The 20559-nt window shown below is 61.0% G+C and carries 19 protein-coding genes and 1 pseudogene; 5 read left to right on the forward strand and 15 right to left on the reverse strand.

The features are described from left to right. Positions 1-3 precede the first annotated feature (3 nt). Genes dmpG through RLDS_RS32920 form a run of 5 tightly spaced genes read right to left on the reverse strand, consistent with a single transcriptional unit; the run spans position 4 to position 4490 of the window. Positions 4-1032 (reverse strand): 4-hydroxy-2-oxovalerate aldolase, encoded by a 1029-nt coding sequence (gene dmpG, locus RLDS_RS32900; protein WP_021224681.1) that lies wholly within the window; start codon positions 1030-1032, stop codon positions 4-6. Further along, complete coding sequence (locus RLDS_RS32905; protein WP_021224682.1) at positions 1032-1970, reverse strand: acetaldehyde dehydrogenase (acetylating); 939 nt, start codon at positions 1968-1970, stop codon at positions 1032-1034. The genes dmpG and RLDS_RS32905 overlap by 1 nt, the downstream gene beginning before the upstream one ends. A 2-nt stretch (positions 1971-1972) precedes the next feature. After that, the gene (locus RLDS_RS32910; RefSeq protein WP_021224683.1) at positions 1973-2749 is read right to left on the reverse strand and encodes a 2-keto-4-pentenoate hydratase; all 777 of its coding nucleotides are present in this window, start codon (positions 2747-2749) and stop codon (positions 1973-1975) included. Next, complete coding sequence (locus RLDS_RS32915; RefSeq protein ID WP_021224684.1) at positions 2746-3657, reverse strand: VOC family protein; 912 nt, start codon at positions 3655-3657, stop codon at positions 2746-2748. The genes RLDS_RS32910 and RLDS_RS32915 overlap by 4 nt, the downstream gene beginning before the upstream one ends. Beyond that, positions 3654-4490 (reverse strand): alpha/beta fold hydrolase, encoded by an 837-nt coding sequence (locus RLDS_RS32920; RefSeq protein WP_021224685.1) that lies wholly within the window; start codon positions 4488-4490, stop codon positions 3654-3656. Before RLDS_RS32920 ends, RLDS_RS32915 begins: the two co-directional genes overlap by 4 nt. A gap of 139 nt (positions 4491-4629) precedes the next feature. Between RLDS_RS32920 and RLDS_RS32925 the strand changes: the two genes are divergently transcribed. Continuing rightward, the gene (locus RLDS_RS32925; protein ID WP_021224686.1) at positions 4630-5229 is read left to right on the forward strand and encodes a TetR/AcrR family transcriptional regulator; all 600 of its coding nucleotides are present in this window, start codon (positions 4630-4632) and stop codon (positions 5227-5229) included. On the opposite strand, the gene RLDS_RS32930 is transcribed toward RLDS_RS32925, so the two are convergent. From RLDS_RS32930 to RLDS_RS32955, 6 genes are read right to left on the reverse strand one after another with little or no spacing between them, the layout of a single operon-like run. Continuing rightward, on the reverse strand, positions 5201-6451 hold the full coding sequence (locus tag RLDS_RS32930) for an NAD(P)/FAD-dependent oxidoreductase (RefSeq protein WP_021224687.1): 1251 nt from the start codon (positions 6449-6451) through the stop codon (positions 5201-5203). The genes RLDS_RS32925 and RLDS_RS32930 overlap by 29 nt on opposite strands. Further along, on the reverse strand, positions 6448-8238 hold the full coding sequence (locus RLDS_RS32935; protein ID WP_021224688.1) for an AMP-binding protein: 1791 nt from the start codon (positions 8236-8238) through the stop codon (positions 6448-6450). The genes RLDS_RS32930 and RLDS_RS32935 overlap by 4 nt, the downstream gene beginning before the upstream one ends. A gap of 21 nt (positions 8239-8259) precedes the next feature. Next, positions 8260-8571 (reverse strand): 2Fe-2S iron-sulfur cluster-binding protein, encoded by a 312-nt coding sequence (locus RLDS_RS32940; protein ID WP_021224689.1) that lies wholly within the window; start codon positions 8569-8571, stop codon positions 8260-8262. Positions 8572-8579: 8 nt separating this feature from the next. After that, complete coding sequence (locus tag RLDS_RS32945; RefSeq protein ID WP_236616798.1) at positions 8580-9326, reverse strand: SDR family NAD(P)-dependent oxidoreductase; 747 nt, start codon at positions 9324-9326, stop codon at positions 8580-8582. A gap of 29 nt (positions 9327-9355) precedes the next feature. Next, positions 9356-9967 carry a 3-phenylpropionate/cinnamic acid dioxygenase subunit beta gene (locus RLDS_RS32950; RefSeq protein ID WP_408021103.1) on the reverse strand — a complete coding sequence of 204 codons (612 nt, stop codon included), beginning with the start codon at positions 9965-9967 and terminating at the stop codon, positions 9356-9358. A gap of 5 nt (positions 9968-9972) precedes the next feature. Then, positions 9973-11292, reverse strand: a complete 1320-nt coding sequence (locus RLDS_RS32955; protein ID WP_021224692.1) for an aromatic ring-hydroxylating oxygenase subunit alpha — start codon at positions 11290-11292, stop codon at positions 9973-9975. Between the two features lie 42 nt (positions 11293-11334). On the opposite strand from RLDS_RS32955, the gene RLDS_RS32960 reads away from it, so the two are divergent. Together RLDS_RS32960 and RLDS_RS32965 are read left to right on the forward strand one after the other, a co-directional pair. After that, complete coding sequence (locus RLDS_RS32960; RefSeq protein ID WP_161626711.1) at positions 11335-13896, forward strand: TonB-dependent receptor; 2562 nt, start codon at positions 11335-11337, stop codon at positions 13894-13896. A gap of 168 nt (positions 13897-14064) precedes the next feature. Continuing rightward, positions 14065-14955 carry an alpha/beta hydrolase fold domain-containing protein gene (locus RLDS_RS32965; protein WP_021224694.1) on the forward strand — a complete coding sequence of 297 codons (891 nt, stop codon included), beginning with the start codon at positions 14065-14067 and terminating at the stop codon, positions 14953-14955. A 91-nt stretch (positions 14956-15046) separates the two neighbouring features. On the opposite strand, the pseudogene RLDS_RS55810 reads toward RLDS_RS32965, so the two are convergent. From RLDS_RS55810 to RLDS_RS32975, 3 genes and pseudogenes are all read right to left on the reverse strand, one after another. After that, positions 15047-15403, reverse strand: a pseudogene (locus RLDS_RS55810) (hypothetical protein); the annotation flags it as partial. Positions 15404-15782: 379 nt separating this feature from the next. Further along, positions 15783-16685 carry a DMT family transporter gene (locus tag RLDS_RS32970; RefSeq protein ID WP_031297450.1) on the reverse strand — a complete coding sequence of 301 codons (903 nt, stop codon included), beginning with the start codon at positions 16683-16685 and terminating at the stop codon, positions 15783-15785. A 59-nt stretch (positions 16686-16744) separates the two neighbouring features. Further along, positions 16745-17755 (reverse strand): alpha/beta fold hydrolase, encoded by a 1011-nt coding sequence (locus RLDS_RS32975; RefSeq protein ID WP_031297451.1) that lies wholly within the window; start codon positions 17753-17755, stop codon positions 16745-16747. A 252-nt stretch (positions 17756-18007) separates the two neighbouring features. Between RLDS_RS32975 and RLDS_RS32980 the strand changes: the two genes are divergently transcribed. Continuing rightward, positions 18008-18964: a LysR family transcriptional regulator gene (locus tag RLDS_RS32980; protein WP_161626712.1), complete on the forward strand. Its 957-nt coding sequence runs from the start codon at positions 18008-18010 to the stop codon at positions 18962-18964. 504 nt (positions 18965-19468) lie between these two features. Here RLDS_RS32980 and RLDS_RS32985 read toward each other — a convergent pair. After that, entirely contained in the window at positions 19469-20077 is a 609-nt protein-coding gene (locus RLDS_RS32985) for an FMN-dependent NADH-azoreductase (protein ID WP_021224699.1), read from the reverse strand. An 82-nt stretch (positions 20078-20159) separates the two neighbouring features. Here RLDS_RS32985 and RLDS_RS32990 point away from each other — a divergent pair, with 82 nt between their 5' ends. Continuing rightward, the gene (locus RLDS_RS32990) at positions 20160-20546 is read left to right on the forward strand and encodes a winged helix-turn-helix transcriptional regulator (protein WP_021224700.1); all 387 of its coding nucleotides are present in this window, start codon (positions 20160-20162) and stop codon (positions 20544-20546) included. The last annotated feature ends 13 nt before the right edge of the window (positions 20547-20559 follow it).

A 20559-nucleotide genomic window follows, 5' to 3' on the forward strand; every position in this document is an offset into this window, starting at 1 on the left:
CGGTCAGCCATCGGCCTGAACCATATCCAGCGCCACATCGACGATCATATCCTCCTGGCCACCGACCATCCGTCGACGACCAAGCTCGACGAGGATGGCGCGCGTATCGACACCATAGTCTTCGCTCGCCTTCTCGGCATGACGCAGGAAGGAGGAATAGACGCCGGCATAGCCAAGGGACAATGTCTCACGATCCACGCGGACAGGCCGATCCTGCAGAGGGCGGACCAGTTCTTCTGCCGCATCCATCAGCTTGTAGAGATCACAGCCGTGCAGCCATCCCTTGCGCTCGGCCGCGGCGATGAACACCTCGAGCGGGGCGTTGCCCGCGCCCGCGCCCATGCCGGCCAGGCTCGCATCGATACGGATCGCACCCGACTGAACGCCGACAATCGAATTCGCGACACCAAGGCTGAGATTGTGATGCGCATGGATGCCACGCTGGGTTTCGGGTTTGAGCACCCTGTCATAGGCTTCGCACCGCGCGCGATAATCGTCCATGTCCATCGCGCCGCCGCTATCGGTCACATAGACGCAGTGGGCGCCATAATCTTCCATCAGCTTGGCCTGCCGGGCCAGTGCATCCGGCTCGCTCATATGGCTCATCATGAGGAAGCCCGACACATCCATGCCCAGATTGCGGGCCGCCTCGATATGCTGCCTGGAAATGTCGGCCTCAGTGCAGTGCGTCGCGACGCGCACTGACCGCACCCCCAGATTGTAGGCGTGCTTCAGTTCCTCGATGGTCCCGATTCCGGGGATCAGCAAGGTGGTGAGGACGCTATGCTCGAGCACATCGGCAACCGCCTCCAGCCATTCCCAGTCGGTATGCGCGCCAAAACCATAGTTGAAAGACGAGCCATTGAGACCGTCGCCATGGGCGACCTCGATCGCGTCGACCTTCGCCTCGTCAAGGGCCCTGGCGATCTTCTGGACATGGTCGATGCCATATTGATGGCGAATGGCATGCATGCCGTCGCGCAGCGTGACGTCCTGAATATAAAGCTTTGTGGTGCACGGATCGAAGCCCATCATGCGGCCTCCTTCTGCAAGCGTCGGGTCGCGATCTTCTCGGCCGTCTTGAGGCCCGCCGACGTCATGATATCAAGATTGCCCGCATAGGCAGGCAGGTAGTGTGCAGCGCCTTCCACCTCTAGATAGACGCTCGTCTTGATCCCCTCGAAACTACCGAGACCGGGGATCTTGACGGGATTGTTGGACCCGAAGCGCTCGAATTGCACTTTCTGTTTGAGGCGATAACCCGGCACATAGGATTGGACCTTCGCAACCATTGCGAGGATCGCAGCTTCGATTTCCGATTCGTCCGCGCCGGAGGACAGAGTGAAAACGGTATCGCGCATGAGCAGTGGCGGCTCGGCGGGGTTGAGGATGATGATCGCCTTGCCCTTGGCGGCACCGCCGACTTCCTCGATACCGCGACTGGTGGTCTCAGTGAACTCGTCGATATTGGCACGCGTCCCGGGGCCAGCGCTCTTGGACGAAATCGATGCGACGATCTCGCCATAATGAACCGTGGCGACCGATGACACCGCAGCAACGATTGGAATGGTCGCCTGCCCCCCACAAGTGACCATATTGACGTTCGACGCATCGAGATGGGCGTCACCATTGACCACCGGTATTACATAAGGACCGATGGCTGCCGGGGTCAGGTCGATCATGACCTTGCCGGCACCGGTGACGATGTCGCTATGGCGCTTATGGGCTCCCGCCGAAGTTGCGTCAAAAACGACGCCGATTTCAGGCCACACAGGAAGCGCGACCAGGCCGTCGATTCCTTCCGCGGTCGTTGCGACGCCCATCCGAGCGGCTCGCTTGAGACCATCCGACTCCGGATCGATCCCCACGAATGCGCCCATTTCAAGGACGTCGGAATTGCGCATGATCTTGATCATCAGGTCGGTACCGATATTGCCCGATCCAATGATTGCTGCCTTCACCTTGGCCATCGTTAATTCCCATACCTGAATGCAACCCTGCCAAGGCCGCCGATTTTCGCTTCCACCCGGTCGCCGGGCTTGAGAGCCACCATGGGGCCAAGTGCCCCGGTCAAGACAATGTCGCCGGCACGAAGCGGATCACCGGCCGCCGCCAATGTGCGGGCCAGCCAGGCGGCCGCCTCAAGCGGATGGCCAAGGCAGGCTGCCCCTGCGCCGAGCGAAGCAAGCTGCCCGTTCACTTCGAGCGCCATCCCGCAGGTGTAGAGGTCGAGCCCATCGAGCGGCTTCCTGGTCTCGCCCAGCACGAAGAAGGCGGAAGACCCATTGTCGGCGACCGTATCGGCAAAGCTGATCTTCCAATCGGCTATGCGGCTGTCGACGATCTCGATGGCAGCAATCGCATGGGCGGTTGCCGCCGCCACGTCAGCGGCCGTCGCGTCGGGATTGTCGAGATCCGTGGCGAGCACGATGGCGACTTCGGCTTCGGCCTTTGGTTGCAGGACCTGTTCGGGCGAAAGCAGGCCATCATTCTCGATTGCCATGTCTTCGAACAGCACGCCGAAATCCGGCTGGTCGACACCCAGTTGCGCTTGCACTGCCTTGGCGGTCAGCCCGACCTTGCGGCCGACGATACGGCGCCCCTGGTTCGCCCAGAACCCCGTGTTGATCGCCTGAACGGCGTAAGCGCCGGCCGCATCGGTTGGATCGAGCACATCCCGGAGCGGATCAAGGGCAGGTCCCGCATAGGCGGCGCGCAGCCGCGCTGCCACATCCTCATAATTGCTCACGCCACGGACTCCAGCTTGGCGGGCTTCGGGGGGCGCTGATAGATGTGGCCCCAGGCGGAGTTGGTGTCATGGGTCAGGACATGCCAACTTTCGTCGTCCACCTCGAGACCGCCCCAGCCATATTCGACGTCGAACCCGGACGGGGTCAGCGGATAGAAGCTCAGCATCTCATCGTTCGAATGGCGCCCCAGCGTGAAGGTCAAATGCCTGCCGCCTTTCATGCAGCGATCGAGCGCGCGCCCCACATCGTCGATCGTCGTCACCTCGACCATGAGATGCACGATCTTTTTGGGGATGGGGACAGGCGCGAGGGCGAGCGAGTGATGCCGACCGTTGCAGCGCAGGAAGCTGATCTCGATCGGGCGCCCGGGCACGACTTCGGTGTTGATATGATCGGACAGCCGAAAGCCAAGCGTCTCTGTAAAAAACTCCATCATCGTGGCTTTTTGGCGGCATGCGAGCACAAGATGCCCCAGCCCCTGCCGCCCCGTCTTGAAGCGCGCTCCGGCCGGGCTGACGAATGGATCATTGGTCTTCTGCAAGGGGCCGAAAAAGGCCTCGTGCGCGTTGCCCTCGGGGTCCGTGAAACGAATGAGCGAATGGACGCGCCGATCCGCCGCAACCGCGGCGTCTGCACGATCGACCGTCACGCCGGCCCGCTCCAGTCGCGCGGCAAGCGCTGACAAGGCCGCGCCATCCTTCACTTCCCATCCGGCATAGGCCAGATCATCCCGCGGCCCGACATGAAGGCGAATTCGCGTGGCATATTGATCGGTTCGCAGATCGATGGTGCCATCATCGCGCGGCACCCATTGAAGCCCAAGCTCCTCTTCCGCAAAGACGCGCCATGCAACCAGATCCGAAACCTCGAGCCCGATGTAACCGAGCGCCTCGACTTCGCTGCTCATGCACCCGCCCCCAGGTGACGACGCGAGAGTGCCACGAAGGCGTCGAAGCGCTCGGCCTGGACCCAGTGTCCACAGCGACCGAACATATGGAATTCCGCGTTCGGCATCGCACGACCCAGGCGCAGACCCATCTCGACGGGAATGACCTTGTCCTCCCGGCCATGCAGAACGAGCGTTTGATGCTCGATGCCCGAAACCACGCTCTCGGGCATGCCCGAAAGGGGGGTATCCCCCTCATCCCTCGGCTTGACGAGAAGCTTGCGTAATCCCTCCTGAGCGCCAGGAATGAGGCTTGCCTGAAAGCGATCCTCGACCAGCTCGTCGGTGATGAACGAGGGATCATAGGGGAAATGCGCCATCGCCGCGCGCATTGCTTCGCGGCTGGGCGTATAGTCCCAGCCGGCGCGCAAGCCGGGCGTCATCGTAAACTTGTCGCATGGCGTGCCCATCAGCACGAGCCGGTCGAACCGGGCGGGATGACGCGCGGCGGCCGCAAGCGCGAGCGAGCCACCGAAGCTATTCCCGACAAGGCTGGCCTTCTCGATCTCGAGCGCATCGAGGATCGCGACGAGATGCTTCACCCAGAGCTTGATGTCGTAGGAGAGATCGGGATTGCGCTCCGTGTAGCCGAAACCGGCCATATCGGGAGCGACCACGCGAAAGTCGGACGCAAGCACGGGCATGACCCGCTTCCAGTTGGTCCATGCCGAAACGCCCGGCCCGGAGCCATGGAGAAGCACCACCGGCCGCCCCTCACCCATGTCGTGGACATTCGTTTCGAGGCCAAGCGCGGCAACCGATTTTCCGCGTCCAATTTCGGCGATTTCAGACATCACAATCCTCTCATTGCTGCGAACCGTGGTGAACGGTTTGAGCGCGAATGTCAATACGGTAGCGTATGGTAGATGCCTGTTTGCGATGGCATTCCACAGTTCGATTGACAAATGACGTCGCTCGGCAAGAAGTGCTCATATGAAGACCACAACAAAAACGCGCAGCACGGAAGCGATACGACTGGACGCTGCGGCCTGGACGGACGCCGCATTGGAACTTCTGGCATCGAACGGCATCGACGGCGTTCGGATCGAGCTGCTGGCCAAGCGGCTGGAAGTGACGAAGGGCAGCTTCTACTGGCATTTCAAGGATCGCGATGCCTTGCACCAGGCGATGCTCGAACAATGGCGCAAGAGCGCAACGCTGGCGCTGATCGAACGCCTGGACCGCGGTGAGGCCTCGCCCGAAGCGAGGCTGCAACGACTTTTGCGCTTGCCCATCATGGGGCAACGCTCGGCGCGGGCAGCCGACGTTGAGCTGGCGGTACGCCTCTGGGGACGTCGCGAACCGCGAGCGCAGGCGGCACTTGAAGAGATTGATCAGCTGCGCCTTCATTATATTTCCGGCCTGATGATGCAGTGCGGCGCCGATGCGCCGGAAGCGGAAGCACGCGCCATTCTCGCTTATTCCTATATGCGGGTCGCAGCGACTCTCGTCGCAACCGAAGCGCGCGAAACGATGGACAGATGCGAGGCACTTCTGATCGGCATCAGACCGCCTCTTGAACAAGCGCCTTGAGCGGGACCTCGGCACAAGCCAGCCGCACGGGGTCGGGACAGACGCGGGCAGTCACGAGGGCCTTGCCCTGCACATAGTCGCGCATGGCATTGACACAGTCGAGTGCGATGACCCGACCGTTCTTGAGATAGATGGCCGAAAAGCTCCGACTTGCCGGAGCGCCCCGGATTATGACGTCGTCATATCCAATCGAAAGGCCCACGGTTTGCAATCTGAGGTCGTACTGATTTGACCAGAACCAGGGTACGGCATCGTATGGAATCGGATCGCCCATGATCGAACGAACCGCCACCATCGCCTGATCATGCGCGTTCTGAACCGATTCCAGCCGGATCAAAGCACCGTCAGCATAAGGGTTGGGATGCAGGGCGCAATCACCGATGGCATAGATGTCGGGCAGGCTCGTGCGGCAATAGGCATCGACTGCCACCCCATTTCCGCCTTCCGCGCCTGCCGCGAAAAGGGCTTCGACCGCCGGAAGGATGCCGATGCCTGCAATAACCATATCGGCTGGAATGCGCGTCCCGTCAGACAGTCGCACACCGGTCACGCGGGTCTGCCCTTCCAGGCAGGCGACCGCCACGCCCGTGCGCAGGTCAACGCCATGGCCTCGATGGACCGCCTCGTAGAAGCGGGAAATATCCTCGCCGGCCACACGCGCAAGAACGCGGGGAAGGGCTTCGAGCAAGGTCACTGCAAGCCCCCGCTTGATCAGCACGGCCGCTGCTTCCAGGCCTATAAATCCGCCGCCAATGACCACCACCTGAGGATTGTCACCCAGCTCGACCAACATCTTGTCCACATCGGCGCGGGTCCGCACCGCATGGACGCCGCCAAGCGCATTCCCAGGGCAACTGAGGCGGCGCGGATCGCCGCCGGCCGCCCAAATGAGCGTGCCATAGCCATGGACGCTGCCGTCAGCCAGCTTCACGCAGTGCGCGGCTGCATCTACCGCGGTCACCAGATGCCTGGGCATCACATCGATCTGCTTTTCGACCCAGAAGGTGGCGGGGCGGATGAGAATGCGATCGAACAATTTCTCGCCTGAAAGATATTCCTTCGACAGAGGCGGTCGTTCGTAGGGCAGTTCAGGCTCGCCGTTCAGGAGGCCGATCGTACCGGAAAATCCTCGCTGTCGCAGCGTCACAGCGGCCTGCGCGCCCGCATGGCCCCCGCCTACGATGAGGACATCATGCCTGGGAGGCGACCCACAGGATATCATAGCGCGTACGCGTCTTCATAAAGACGTTCGACAAGATCTGCTCGGCGCTCGAGGATACGGCGCTGATTGACATTCCCCTTCTCGGTGATTTCGTCATGATGGGCACTTGGCGGTTCAGCAAGCACCATGAAACGCGCGATTCGGGTGCTCGACCCCATCTGCCGATCATTGTGCCTGCGAAGAATCGCGCTCAGCCGCTCGCGCAGGAGGGGATGTTCGGCAACGGCTTCCGTGCCGAACATCGCGCTCATATCCTCGCCCAGCAGCGCACGACAGGCTTCTTGGTTCGGAAACAACAGAACGCCGACCTCGCCGCGACCATGGCCTGTGATGACCACATCGGAGATAAGTTTCTCCCCGGCGTTGACGATGGCCAGCCGCAGGGCTCCGACATTGACCCAGGTTCCCGAAGTGAGCTTGAAATTCTCCGCGACGCGACCATCGAACAATATTCCAGCCGACGGGTCATCCGGGTCCGCGAACTTGGCCGCGTCGCCGATCTTGTAGAACCCCTCCTCATCAAATGCATTGGCCGTGGTCGCGGGATCCCGCCAATAGCCCGGCATGACATTGGGGCCACGCACGCGCAATTCGTAGCGATCCTCGGTTGGCACCATCTTGATCGTCGTGCCGGGCATCGGCGCCCCCAGATTATTGGCATAGGGCTGGTCGAAATACAGGATGCTCGAGAAAGGGGCCGTTTCAGTGGACCCCCATCCCGCGACGATCATCGGCACCCGCCCGACGCTGGCAAGGGCCGCGGCTTCCACCCTCTTCCTCAGGGCCGTAGGCAGCGGTGCACCGCCATTGAAGATGAAGTCCAGATCGCCAAAGAAATGACGAGCGAAGACGGGATCACTTTCCAGAAATGGCAGGAGCGCCTCAAAACCGACCGGCACATTGTAGAAAAGCGTCGGTCTCCAGCGACGCAAAGCGTCTACCGTTTTCGCGATCGATTTGGGCGTTGGTCGGCCGTCGTCGATATGCGAATGGCCACCGAACCAGAGGGTCGTATTGAAGCAGCAATTGCCGCCGAATGTATGGTTCCAGGGCAGCCAATCGACGGAAACGGGCGGACGGTCATTGAGGAAGGGCCAGATTGCCGACAAACCCAGCATGTTCGACACCATCATGCGCTGCGTGTTTGCAACCGCCTTGGGATGGCCCGTCGATCCGGACGTGAACAAAAGCTTCGCCACGGTGTCGAGACCGACGTCGGCCTCCATGGCATCGACTATTGTATCGCTCATGGGCTGAACGACATCGATCCAGCCAAGATCCTTGAGCGAGCGCACCTCAAGCCCGGGACGCCCGCTTTCCGCAAGCATGGACACGGCAAGATCGGCGTGGTCCGCGATGACAAGCCCAGGATCAATCTCGCCGATGACGCGCAGCAGCTTTGCCCAGGGCCGGGCTTCAGGCGCGGCGTAGGTCGGCGAAACGATTGCCACGGGAATGCCGACGCTGGTGGCTGCCAAGACGACCAGCGCATGGTCGATACTGTTCTGCCCCAGGATCATCAGCGGGCGTTCCACCGAAAGCGGCATGGCCAGCAATCGTGCGGCAATCCGACGGCGCTCGGCCTCGGCCTCGACATAAGTGAGTTCCCGGTCACCCTGGCTCAGAAACAAGGCCTGGGGCTGAACGCTTGCCCAATGCGCGAGTCGCTGCGGGATCGTGCCGATCACGGGCGGCAGGGCGACTCCGTTGTCGAGCAGGATAGAGCCATCGCTACGGCGTTCTACTTGCACATCGACCGCTGCAACTTTCAAATCACTCGCTATCATATAATCCCCTCCAACTCTTTTTCAGTCTTCCGGCGCGATCCGTATCGTCAGCCCCGCAAGTTCGTCAGCGAACCTTATTTGGCACGCCAGGCGAGATCGTTCGGTGCGGTGGTCGGAACTTTCGAGAAGGTCATCTTCATCGTCGCCGGGCACGCCCGGATCGACATCGCCTTCGACGTAGACGTGGCAGGTCGCGCAACTGCAGCATCCGCCGCAAAGCGCGAGCAACTCATCATATCCGGCGTCACGGATGATCTCCATGACAGAGAGGCCCGATGCGGCCTCCAGTCGTTGCGCATCCCCGGCACGATTGATGATTGTAAGTGTCGGCATTTCGGACCTCAAACGGAAATAGTGAGCCCACCGTCCGACAGAAGCATCGCCCCGGTGACGTACGCGCTCTCCTCGCGGCTTGCGAGCAGGACATAAAGGGAGGCATGATCCTCAGGAGTTGATACGCGCCCAAGCAGCATATGGCGTTGCATTTCGGCCATGCGGTCGGCATCCGCATTCATCGCCCGCTCCCCCTGTCCCAGCGCAGCGGGGCCCGAGATGCCGGTGTCTGTCGCGCCGGGAGCAACCCCGTTCACACGCACCTCGGGCGCAAACTCCTTGGCGAGTTGCATGACAAGACCGCGCAAGGCGAACTTCGAGGCTGTGTAGAGCACCCCTCCCCCGCCAGCGAGAAAGCATGCGTTCGATCCGGTCGCGATGATGCTGCCCCGGCTCATGCGCAATGCCGCCAGGCTGGCGCGCGCGCCGTGGAGAGCCCCCTTGACGTTGACGCCGAAGATCTCCTCGAACCCCCTGTCGATCTCCGCCGGTTCCTGCTTTTCCAGACGCTTGTGGAAGTCCCACAAGCCAGCGTTGGCGACATAGACGTCAAGACCGCCCCAGCGCTCTACCGCCGCGGCGACTGCACGCTCCGCGGTGGCGAAATGGGCAACGTCGCCGCCGACGACGATGGCGCCCTCGCTTTCGAGCGCGGCAACATCAGAATCGCGGCGCACGACCGCAACAACATTCGCTCCCTCGGCCAGGTAGCGGCGCACGACGGCACGCCCGATACCGGAACCGGCGCCGGTCACGACCGCGCGATATCCTTCAAGGCGCGCCATCAGAAGAAGACAGAGAGATTTTTGGTCAGCAACACCGACTGGGGCAGCAAGATCATCCGCCGCGCAATCTCGAAACCGCCATTGGGCTTGACGCGCAACAAGTCACGGCGACGTCCGAACAAAGTGGCTTCGTCATGTTCCGACCGATTACGGTACTGGACGAAGGCGGAATGAACTTCATACTCGCCGGAGACGTCCGTCTCGAACGCCTCGACATTCGTGACGAGATAGACATGGCGGGTCGGCGGATCTTCCGTCCACACCAGATTGGAATGAATCCGCCCGATGCGCACGGCAATATCAGCCTTCGATTCATCGAACAGTGCCATATTGCCGGGATCCAGTTCCGGCCTTGCGTCACGACGGAAGCGATTCTGCCGCAGCGGCATCCAGTAAAACAGATCGTCGGCCAGAAGCGCGTACCAGTCATCATATCGCTCTTCGTCGAGGAGGCGCGCCTCGAGCCGGCCAAATCGTTCGATTTTTGCCAGCACCGCATCGTCAACGGGGTTGCCCTGCCCCCGCATGGCAAGAAGCTGCGCCGCTGCGGCGCGCGCTTCGTCTTGAGTCAGCGTCGGATAGGTCGAATAATCAGGCTTGCGGTCGAGCACACTGGTCATTCCGCTGCCTCCGGCTCCGCTACGGGAACCTCCACCGGAATATCGGCCCAGGTCTCGGCATCCATCATTTGCGCCCAGCGCTTGTAGAACAGCCGCTGGTTGGCGTCGGAAAGCTGGCCCGCACTGACCGAACCGGGGAGACCTTCCTGCTCGACCTCACCAGTTGGCGCCATGGCGTAGCAAAGCCGCTGGTTTCGCGTCACCCAGCCTGCATTGGCCGTGGTGGAATGCTCCCAATTCTCGCCGTCGTCCATCTCGAGCAGGCCGGATGGCGAGAAAGTGCGCATCGAGCCGCGCCGGAACCTGTCCTTGATCTCCTCGGGCATGTTCTTCGGGACGAGGGTCCAGGCATGGATTTCCGTCTGCGTCGGCCCCTTGGGCTGGAACGTGCGGAAGGTGAAATAGCCGGGCAGGAACGAGAAGTTCGGGAAAATGGTTGCCGACGCGACCGACCCCCACATGTTGGCGCGGAACTGCCCCAGGCGAGCGGTGATCGCGTCCTGTCGCGAGCGCATATACCGCAGCAATTCGCGATCGCCCATCGTCGCGGCATTGCCAAGGAAGCTGTCGTTGAATTCCCAGCCATGGCCATTGACGGACACCTGATAGCTGCCGGCATTGTCAACCTTGACGCCGCCATGGCGCCCCAATGTCGGCTCCGAGCCACCAAGATGGGTCCACAGGGCGTGGTAGATATCGCCGACGAAATTGTCGGCCGGAAACTTCCAGTTGCACTTCATCACGGAGCGCGTCGCGCCGCCAGGAAGGAATTCGGTGCCACCATCTTCCGCGTCCAGCACGGCATCGAGATACCAGCGGAAGTCGCCCAGCCACTCGTCGAGTGAAGGCGCCTCCTCGCAGAAGGTCGCGAAGACGAGCCCCTTGTAGCTCGCCACGCGGGCGCGCTTCAGCCCCCAATCCTCCATCCGGAAGCCGGGGGTGGACTTGTAGAGGCCCATTTTGGGCATCTTCTTGAGCGCACCATCGAGGCCGAATGCCCAGCCATGATAATTACACGTAAACTGCCGACCTTCTCCGCTATCAGCAAAGCAGACGCGGTTGCCACGGTGCGGGCAGGAATTCAGGAACACGTTGATCGTGCCCGCGTCTGCCCTGGCGACGATCACCGAGTCCTCGCCCATATAGGTGGTGATGAAGCTGCCGGGCAGCTCGACCTGACTCTCGTGCGCGACGAACAACCATGAGCGCGCAAAAACCCTCTCGAGTTCACGCTCATATATAGCAGGATCCCAGAAAATACGGCGATCGACGGTTCCGAACGTCCAGTCGACCAAATCAGCGGCTTTGTGCGTCATGATAGGCTCTCCATACCTTACCGTATGGATTCGTATCTAATTTTGCAAGCGCGTTTTTCCAGGCCGCCCGCCCCCTTCAAGCGAATCGCCGGACTCATTTCACCATTCGTATTCGAATGTCATTTTCTTAAATCCAAAGATCAACGGCGTGATTTTCTGCCTTTACATCCTATTTTATCGTTTAATTACAATATGTTAGAAATCTCGACAAAATTCGACTCCCATATTGCAAATTACATACCCTTACGTATGTTTAAACAAACAAGCTCGAACAGGGCGATCCAAGGGGAGAGGAATATGAGGACGATCACGTATGCGCTTTCAGCAACCTCGCTGATGGCGATAGCAGCGCCTTGCGTTGCCCAGACGAACCAGTACGATCGGGAAGCGGCCAATCCGCCGACACAAGCTGACTCTACGCCGGAACCCGTTGAATCGCTCGGCGACATCATCGTCACCGCGCAAAAGCGATCCGAAAACGTCAACAAGGTCGGCGTTTCGATTACAGCGGTCCAGGGCGACGCGCTCCAACAGCGCGGCGTGGTCGATACCGCCGACCTCATCAAGATCGCGCCAGGGTTCAATTTTGTTCAGAGCGCCTATGGCGTACCCGTACTGACCCTGCGCGGGGTCGGATTCTACGACACGGCAATCGGCGCAGCCTCGGCCGTCAGCGTCTATGTCGATGAAGTCCCGCTACCGCTATCGATCATGGCGCTGGGCGCCACCCTCGATCTCAATCGCGTCGAGATATTGAAAGGCCCACAGGGCACCCTTTATGGGCAGAATGCAACGGGTGGCGCGATCAACTACATCTCGGCACGGCCTACAGACAGCTTTCACAGCGGGGCAGATCTCACCTACGGCAGATTCAACCGGGTCGAGTTGAAAGGGTTCGTCAGCGGCCCCATCACCGACACCTTGACCGCCCGTATCGCCGCGCGGTTTGATCGAAATGACGACTGGCAGCGCAGCTACACACGCGATGCAACCAACGGCGAAGGCAACATCTTCACCGGCCGCGCAATCGTTGACTGGAAGCCAAGTGACCGGCTTCGCTTCAGTTTCATGGTTCACGGATGGCGCGATCGTTCCGAAAGCCAGGCGCCGCAGCTTGCGGCAATCACGGGAGCCGCGTCTCCCGCCGCGTTGCGCGCATACCCCCTGCCCCCGCGCGACAATCGCGCCGCCGATTTTGACCCTGACCTTTCGTTCAAGCGGAACTCCTGGTTCGCTCAGGTTTCCGGTCGCGCCGACTATGATCTGTCGGACTCTATCACGGTCACATCGATAACGGCCTATTCAAAGCTCAAGCGTTTAAGCGCTGTCGATGCAGACGGCACGGCGATCCAGGCCTATGCGCTGATCAACCCGGGCCGCTCGCGAGACTTCTCGCAGGAGTTGCGCCTATCAGGCGATTCCGGGCAACTCCATTATGTCGTTGGCCTGAATTACGCTTGGGAGAGTGTCTTCGACCAGTCGGACCCCCTTGCACGGACCTCGAGCTTTCCCTTTCAAAGGGCGAGCGCGCATTCCGATCAACATATCAATACCTATGCGGCATTTGCGAGCCTCGACTACAAGCTGACCGATACCCTGACACTCCAAGGCGGCGTGAGATATACCGACCAGCATCGGCGCTTCATCGGCTGCACCTATGATTCGGGTGCCGGCGATTTTTCGGCGGTGGTATCACGTATCGCTACAGCGCGCGCCGGACGCCCCATCACGATAGCGCCCGGAGCATGCCTCACGCTCAATGCGAATTTTGAGCCTGCACAGGTCCGCAGCCAGCTGAACGAGGATAATATTTCGTGGCGTGGCGGCGTGAACTGGCAAGCGAACCCATCCACCCTGCTGTATGCGAACATCAGCAAGGGCTACAAGAATGGTGCCTTTCCGACGGCTGGAGCAACGTTTGCGCTCCAGCTCACACCCGCCACGCAGGAATCGCTCACCGCCTATGAGGCCGGATTCAAGCTTGGGCTCTTCGACAGGAAGCTGCAACTCAATGGTGCGCTCTTCTACTATGATTACCGCGACAAGCAGTTCCGCGGAAGGATTGTCGATCCCGTGATCGGGCCGCAGAGCGCCCTGATCAATGTCCCCAAGTCACGTGTCGCCGGCGGCGAAATCCAGGCAACGCTGCGACCAATTTCGGGGCTGACGATCAATACCGGCGTCACCTATGTCGGAACGAAGATTCTTGGCAATTTCGTCAATTTTGACGCTCTCGCCCAGCAGGTACGTCTGAGCGGCGAAGCTTTCCCTTTGACGCCCGACTGGCAGGTCACATCGGACATCGACTATCAGTTTTCGGTAAGCGACAGCATGAACGGGTTTGTCGGCGGCGGCGCAACCTACCAGGCCGCCACGAACGGAGGGCTCGGAGAGTTGTCCCAGTTTGCGATCGATTCCTACACGCTGATCGACCTGCGAGCAGGCGTAGCGCTGAAAGACGACCGTTGGCGTCTGACCGCCTATGTGAAGAACCTCACCGACAAATTCTATGCCACTCTGGTCAGTCAACCAGGACCTGATGCGGCGATCCGCTTCACCGGCCAACCACAAACCTATGGATTGACCCTTTCCTATCGCTATTGATCAACCATATCTGCTGGAAACAGATGCCAATGCCGCGGCCGCGCGGGACAAACGCCCTGGCTGCGTTCGTCCAGTGATGGCAGCGGCAAGGGGCGCCGCGGGGCAACGTAGCTCACCGGTCATGATGTGGTTCACGGACCGTCGAAATGCAAAGGATCATGGAGTGATATGGGTTATCTGACAGACATCGTCGCTCTTGGGATCCAAACGATCGCGCCGTTCCTGACCAAGCCGGCGGGCGACGTGCGCAAAGAGTTCAGCCTTCCCTGCAACGTCAGCGCGCATCGGGCTACGACCGATGCCGGTCCCATATCGTTCAAGCTGTATCGCCCGGCCACCCCTCCAGGTCCATTGCCCGTTTTCCTGAACATTCATGGCGGCGGCTATGTAATGGGCTGTCCCGATCAAGATGACCATATTTGCCGGTATCTTGCCAATCGGGCCTGCTGCGCGGTGGTCAACATCAACTATGATACCGCGCCGCAGGCCCGCTATCCCACTGCGCCCGAACAGTGTTTCAGCCTGGCACGCTGGCTCTCGCTCAATGGCGATCAGCTCGACCTCGATCCGGCAAGGCTGGCAGTGGGTGGCCATAGCGCCGGTGGCGCGCTGGCGGCTGGCGTCGCTTTGCGGGCCGCGCAGGACGAAGCCTTTCAGATAATCGGATTGATCGTGGATTATGCGATCCTTGATCTTGCTGCCGATCCTCGGACGAAGCACAGGCGGTTGCCAAGACCGCTGATCACTCCGTTTCTGTCCCGGATTTTCACCGATAGCTACATACCTGACCGTTCAAAGCGCCTCGATCCGCTCGCTTCGCCGCTGTTCGCGACCGATATGACTCTGCTGCCGCCAACGCTCATCATCACGGCGGAATTGGACACATTGCGCGACGAGGGAGACGCATTTGCCGGTCGACTTCGTGACGACGGCCTGTTGTTCGAGCATGTGATCGTTCCGGGTGTCGATCATTTCTTCACGCACACCGGGCCAGTCCCCCAGGCCAGGCTGGCTCTCGATGCGATGATTCGACTTCTCGATCATGTCTTCAAGGCATGATGCTCCGCGCTTTGAGCGGACATTGACGAGGACCCTGACCTTCGCAAGGCCTTGGCTGCCAGAGGGGCAGAGTCTCCCGCTGGCGTGCCTTTTACATCGGTACAGCGGAGCGCCTGGTTGAAGGCCACCAGGTCAATATCCTGTGTGGTTGCGACACATCATTGGCATAATTTAAGACGTCATCGACTTTCATCATGAGATTGTCTGGTGTCTTTGGTAAAGAGGATTGGCGAGTGAGGGTATATGCCCGATCCGCTCCTTCATTCTGGCATCGTGAACTGCCGTGAAGCACGCGCTGTCCCCTTTGCTTGTAGGCGCGGTTGAAGCCGGTCAGCAGGATTTCGAGATCGACGTGCCCGCCGACGTTTATGCCGAGCATCTCGCTGGCGACGCGAACGTTGAAGCGCTCAACCATCCCGTTGTCCGGCATGAAGACGGCGGTACTTCTAGACTCGGCTGATCTTCGGATTGGCGCTATGGTGACACCATCCGGGTTTTGGGGCGCTGGAAGAACGTAAGTACGGGCAGGCCGACGTGAGACCATGCGCCGAGAGCCCGAGCCGGTGCGATGATCGCGGCTATCGAGGTCCTACGTCTGCCCTGCGCACGTCGTGCGTCGCCAGGCGGGGGTGTAGGTACGGATCTGCTTGCGCTTATCGGCGCACTTGCCTGGCTCGCTGACCAGCCTTCCTCTGCTTCGCGGACTGACCAGCCCTACCACATGATAACCGAATCAGCCTTGAACCAACTTGATGGTTTTCTGCGAGAACGCGTACCGGAGTCGCTACGCCGACGCGGATGGCATCCAGCATCAAGGTATCAATCAGCTAAGGATTGCCCCGAGGCTTCGAAGGGAGCGTAGCGGACGACTGATGAGGCGCCTTCCGCGCGCCGACCATGATGGCGACACCGACCAGCGTGACGCCCGCGCCGAATAACTTACCCCAGCCAAGCTGTTCCTTCAGAAAACACGCGGACAGGATCAGGGAAATCACCGGCGCGACATAGTTGAAGCTGTTGGCGAGCAGTGATGACGCGCGTCGGTTCAGGGCGAGGAAGATCGCATAGCCGATCAGGGTGCTCGCGATGATCAGGAACGCGAGTGCGAACCAAGCCTGGAGCGGCACGGAAGCCGGATGCAGCGCTGAGCCGATCCCGGCAGTCCACACCACGAGCGCGAGCAGGATTCCCGTCGGCAGGAGTTGAGCGGCCAGACCGACCACTGGGTCGTCCGGCAGCCGCAGTCGTAACGCGACGAGCGAGCCAGCCGCCCACAGCGCGGCAGCCATGAGCATCATGCCGGCGCCGATGGGGCGGAAACCAGCGCTGGACGAGGATGCCCATGCCATCGTGATCAGCCCGATCAAGCCGAGCATGATCCCGGCGAGTTGCCGCGCACCGGGAGGCTGACGAAGAAACATCCACGCGAACAGCGCCAGGAACACCGGCGCCGACGAGCCGAATACCGACGCGACCCCGGCGGGCAGGAAGTGCGTTCCCCAGATCGCCAAGGTTTGGCTGCCGATCAGCATGACCGGCCCCAGCATCGCGGCACCCGCGAGTTCGCGCAGCGATGCCGGATGCCGCTGCCAGCGCCAAGCCGCAAAGGGCAGGATCAGGATCGCCGCGATCCCGAACCGCAGCGCCGCCAGAACGAGCGGGTGGAAGGCATCACCGCCGACTTTGAATGCGAGGAAGTTTAGGCCGTTGTAGAGCCACTGATAGCCCACGCCGGCGATGACTAGGCCCGACCCGACAGCACTCGGCGATTGGCCGCTCCCTCCTTCGGTCAAAGCTGCTTGGCCCGCAGCCAGTCGCGGATGGCGGAAGCAAGTTCCACCTTCCGCTCGAGCGGAAGCCAATGCGCGCCCGACAGGGTCGTGACGGTCAGGTCCGCGCACGCCGCGCGCATCGGGTCCCCCATGCGATTGCCGACGATGCTGTTGATCTGGTCATAGGCGCCATTGACGAACAGGACCGGGAGCGACAGGCGGCCGCCATCTCTCGCTTCGCGCGCATAGGCGATGTTGGCGTCGTCGTTCAGATACCACGCGCAGGGTGGACGAAAACCGCGGGCGTCGAAGGCTCGCACAAGCGCCTCGAAGTCCGCTGCCGGCCAAAGGGCCGGGTCGGGTCGGCCGGGCGGCGCACGATGCGCCGACCCGAAGCGCCCTCCCTTGCGGGTGACGCTTGCATTGGCGGAAGGCGTGCCGATGCTCGCCGGGTTGCCGGACCGGAAGATCGACGCCAGCGAAGCCACCTTGTCGGCATCCAGGTCGGCGACGGCCGATGCGAAGTGCGTGTTATAGTAGCGATAATAGTCCCACTGACCGTCCGGATACTGATCGGCTGGATAAATCGCCCGGTCGACGAGCGGAATGAGTGTCGGCAGGGCATTGGCGTCGGGGAAGTAGGGAACGGACACCAGCACCGCGCCCCGGCTGCGTTGCGGCTGATGAGCGACAAGAGCGCCAACGATTACGCTTCCCCAGTCATGTCCAACCCAGATGGCCGGCTCGCCGCCAAGATGGCCGTGGAGTTCCGCCATGTCCGCCACGACCTGCTGGTTGGTATAGGCACTGGTCGCCTTTGGAGCGGAGGAGCCGCCATAACCGCGCATGTCGGGTGCCACGCAGCGCCAGCCCTCGGCAGCGAAGGCATCCATCTGAGCGCGCCAGATCAGACTCAGTTCCGGCCAGCCATGCAGCAGCATCATCAGCGGCCCGTCGACCGGCCCGCTTTCAAGATAATGCGTGGTATGACGAAGCGTGCTGAAAGTGTGGGACGCTAGTGCGTTCAAGGAAGTTCCCCAGGCATGACCGGGCAGGGCAGCCATTGCTCCCATTCCGGCAAGGACGGCGCGTCGATCGACCGAGTTGCTTGGGCCGGATTTCGGCAAAGAAAGGCCGTCCCCGGCAAGATGGTCAGTTGATGGCACCCCTTTTCATAAGATGGTGGATTGCTGGCCATAAGCCGCTTTGTCGGCTAAACAGCTTGAAGAAAAACTTCAAAGTGGCATATGCGACAACAAGACATTCTCGATGGCGTTGCCGTGTTCGTGGCAGCGGCTGATGCGGGTAGCTTTTCCGAGGCCGGCCGTCGTCTAGGCATATCGCCTTCGGCGGTCAGTCAGGCCATTCGCGGCCTTGAGGAGCGGCTCGGTGCGCCGCTTTTCCGGCGCTCCACTCGTAGCCTAAGCCTGACGGATGCCGGCAATGACTATCTGCTGGCGGCAGCCCCTGCTTTATCGCAGTTGAGGCGGGCCGCGGATGCAGTGACGGGGCGGAGCGGACGCCCGGCCGGCCCTTTGCGCCTGACCATGCCTCGTGCGCCCTTCGATTTATTAATCGCTCCGATGCTGGTCGACTTTCAGGGCGCCTTTCCCGAGATCGAGGTGGAAATCGCGGTCGAGGCGCGCCTGATCGACATCGTCAAGCAGGGTTATGACGCGGGGCTGCGCTACGGGAACCATCTTGACAAGCACATGGTGGCGATCCCGGTGGCACCTAAATCCGAGGCGATCCTCGCTGCCTCGCCGGCATATCTCCATGAACGCCGCGCACCAGACGTCCCGGAGGATCTCCTCGATCACCGCGCATTGATGTGCCGCAGTCAGGCATCCGGCTCGATCATGCCGTGGACATTGCACCGCGCCGGCGACGCCGTGCAGATCACTCCATCGGCGGCAACGATCGTCCACGACCTCGCGTCCCAGATCGATCTGGCGGCCCGGGGGCTGGCGATCGTCAACGCGCCGGCCGCCATGCTCGCCGATCACCTCAGCGCTGGACGATTGCTGCGCGTTCTCCCCGAATGGTCTTCGCCCCTCGATGCGGTCTACCTCTATTTCCCGAGCCGCCGGGGCCAGTCCGCAGCAGTGCGGGCGTTTGTGGCGTTCTTGAAGGTACGGCTCGACGGAACGGTTCCGCTTGACCGCACAGCCTCCGGCCGTGTCAACATGCAAGCGCGGTATTACGCATCGCCGAGCGCATCGGATTATTCAGGCTAAATTGTAGCAAGGAAAGCCGAAAGCGCCGGTGCGCGGTTTTCTGGATGCCATGCTTTTCGGAAAGATTTGTCTGACGATTTGAGGGCCAATTTCCGCGCCGGAACAGAAGAAAGGTACGTTCAATGGCTTAGAGCACACAAGACCGCTTATTTGTGACGGTAGCCACCGGGCAACTTGGCGGTCTGATATGGTTGCATGTCACGGGCGATATGGCTTTGGACTTTCAATCACGCAAAGGGGGTTACCGTCGGGCAGACACTCCTCCCGCCGAGCAACTGGAGCGCTCACCTTTTGGCCAGGGTATCGAAGAGGTCCTTCGCCAGGGTTGGTGGCTAAGGGAGACCGCTTGAGGATCGTACCGGCTGGTGGTTTTAGGCTGGTCAAGCTCTTCCACGCCGTCCGCCTGAGTTGATCGGATACGCCCTCCGCGTTCTGGTGATCCATTGGGGCGCACATGGTGATCAGCCCTTCAAAGGTCGAGGCACCCAAGGACGTATCAATGTGTCAGGCGGACAGCCGATCGATTTCGCGTAGGGCCGCGTCGACCGCCTGCTGCTTGTGATCGGGACCAAGGGCGACACCTTCAGCCGCCACAACTTCGAGATTGGTCACCCCGAGAAAGCCGAACAGGGTTCTGAGATAGCTTTCCGCATGCTCGAAAGCCGCCCGATCCGAGCCCGGTCCGTAGAAGCCGCCGCGGGCGATGGCGAGGATCAGACGTTTGTCACCGGCCAGGCCCTCAGGGCCATTCTCCGCGTATCGGAACGTCTTGCCGGCGACCGTAATGCGGTCGATCCAGGCCTTGAGCTGACTGGGGATGCCGAAATTGTAGAACGCCACGCCGAGCACCACGATATCGGTCGCCAGGAATTCCTCAAGGATGCGCGTGCCGGCCGCAATGTCCTGTTGGAGCGCAGGCTCGAACTGTGCCGTGTCCGCGCTGAGCCCCCCCAGATACTCACCTGAAAGGTGCGGGATCGGCTGGGCGGACAGGTCTCGATAGGTCACTTCCATGCGGCGCCCCGCCGCCAGCTTGTCGACGACCGCCTTCGACAGCATTCGACTGACGCTGTTGCCGCCGAGGATGCTCGTATCGAGATGGAGGATGTTCATGCGTACGTCCTTTCATTGATGGTAATCGCTTGTTACCGACATACATTTGGTAACCGGGATCATCCTTCAAGAAGGCACAACAATGTCATCGACGGACACGAATGTTACCAGGCCGCTGGATGTTGCGCCGGAGCCTTGCAAGACCGTCACCACTGTTCTCGCCAGGATCGGCGACAAATGGTCTGTCCTGATAATCATGGAACTGGACGCCGGACAGCGTCGCTTTACAGAACTCATGCGCGCGATAGCGGGCATTTCGCAGCGCATGCTTGCTCGTACCTTGCGAGGTCTGGAGCGCGACGGCCTCGTTACCAGGACTGTCACGCCGTCGATCCCGCCACGAGTGGACTATGAGCTGACCTCGCTGGGGCGCACGCTTCGCGGGCCCGTGAACGCGCTCGGACAATGGGCGCTCAACAATCATCCTGCCATTACCGCCGCCCAAACTCGCTTCGATGCTGAATCCTGATCGCGCGGCAGGG

The sequence above is a fragment of the Sphingobium lactosutens DS20 genome (assembly GCF_000445105.1).
In the GTDB taxonomy this organism is placed as follows: Bacteria; Pseudomonadota; Alphaproteobacteria; order Sphingomonadales; family Sphingomonadaceae; genus Sphingobium; species Sphingobium lactosutens.

What these genes read in the sequence shown, in the direction of transcription:
- RLDS_RS32990 (WP_021224700.1), top strand. Translation starts at nt 20,160, where the DNA reads ATGTCATCGACGGACACGAATGTTACCAGGCCGCTGGATGTTGCGCCG.
- RLDS_RS32955 (WP_021224692.1), bottom strand. Translation starts at nt 11,292, where the DNA reads ATGACGCACAAAGCCGCTGATTTGGTCGACTGGACGTTCGGAACCGTC.
- RLDS_RS32935 (WP_021224688.1), bottom strand. Translation starts at nt 8,238, where the DNA reads ATGATAGCGAGTGATTTGAAAGTTGCAGCGGTCGATGTGCAAGTAGAA.
- RLDS_RS32965 (WP_021224694.1), top strand. Translation starts at nt 14,065, where the DNA reads ATGGGTTATCTGACAGACATCGTCGCTCTTGGGATCCAAACGATCGCG.
- RLDS_RS32925 (WP_021224686.1), top strand. Translation starts at nt 4,630, where the DNA reads ATGAAGACCACAACAAAAACGCGCAGCACGGAAGCGATACGACTGGAC.
- dmpG (WP_021224681.1), bottom strand. Translation starts at nt 1,032, where the DNA reads ATGGGCTTCGATCCGTGCACCACAAAGCTTTATATTCAGGACGTCACG.
- RLDS_RS32915 (WP_021224684.1), bottom strand. Translation starts at nt 3,657, where the DNA reads ATGAGCAGCGAAGTCGAGGCGCTCGGTTACATCGGGCTCGAGGTTTCG.
- RLDS_RS32930 (WP_021224687.1), bottom strand. Translation starts at nt 6,451, where the DNA reads ATGATATCCTGTGGGTCGCCTCCCAGGCATGATGTCCTCATCGTAGGC.
- RLDS_RS32905 (WP_021224682.1), bottom strand. Translation starts at nt 1,970, where the DNA reads ATGGCCAAGGTGAAGGCAGCAATCATTGGATCGGGCAATATCGGTACC.
- RLDS_RS32985 (WP_021224699.1), bottom strand. Translation starts at nt 20,077, where the DNA reads ATGAACATCCTCCATCTCGATACGAGCATCCTCGGCGGCAACAGCGTC.
- RLDS_RS32940 (WP_021224689.1), bottom strand. Translation starts at nt 8,571, where the DNA reads ATGCCGACACTTACAATCATCAATCGTGCCGGGGATGCGCAACGACTG.
- RLDS_RS32920 (WP_021224685.1), bottom strand. Translation starts at nt 4,490, where the DNA reads ATGTCTGAAATCGCCGAAATTGGACGCGGAAAATCGGTTGCCGCGCTT.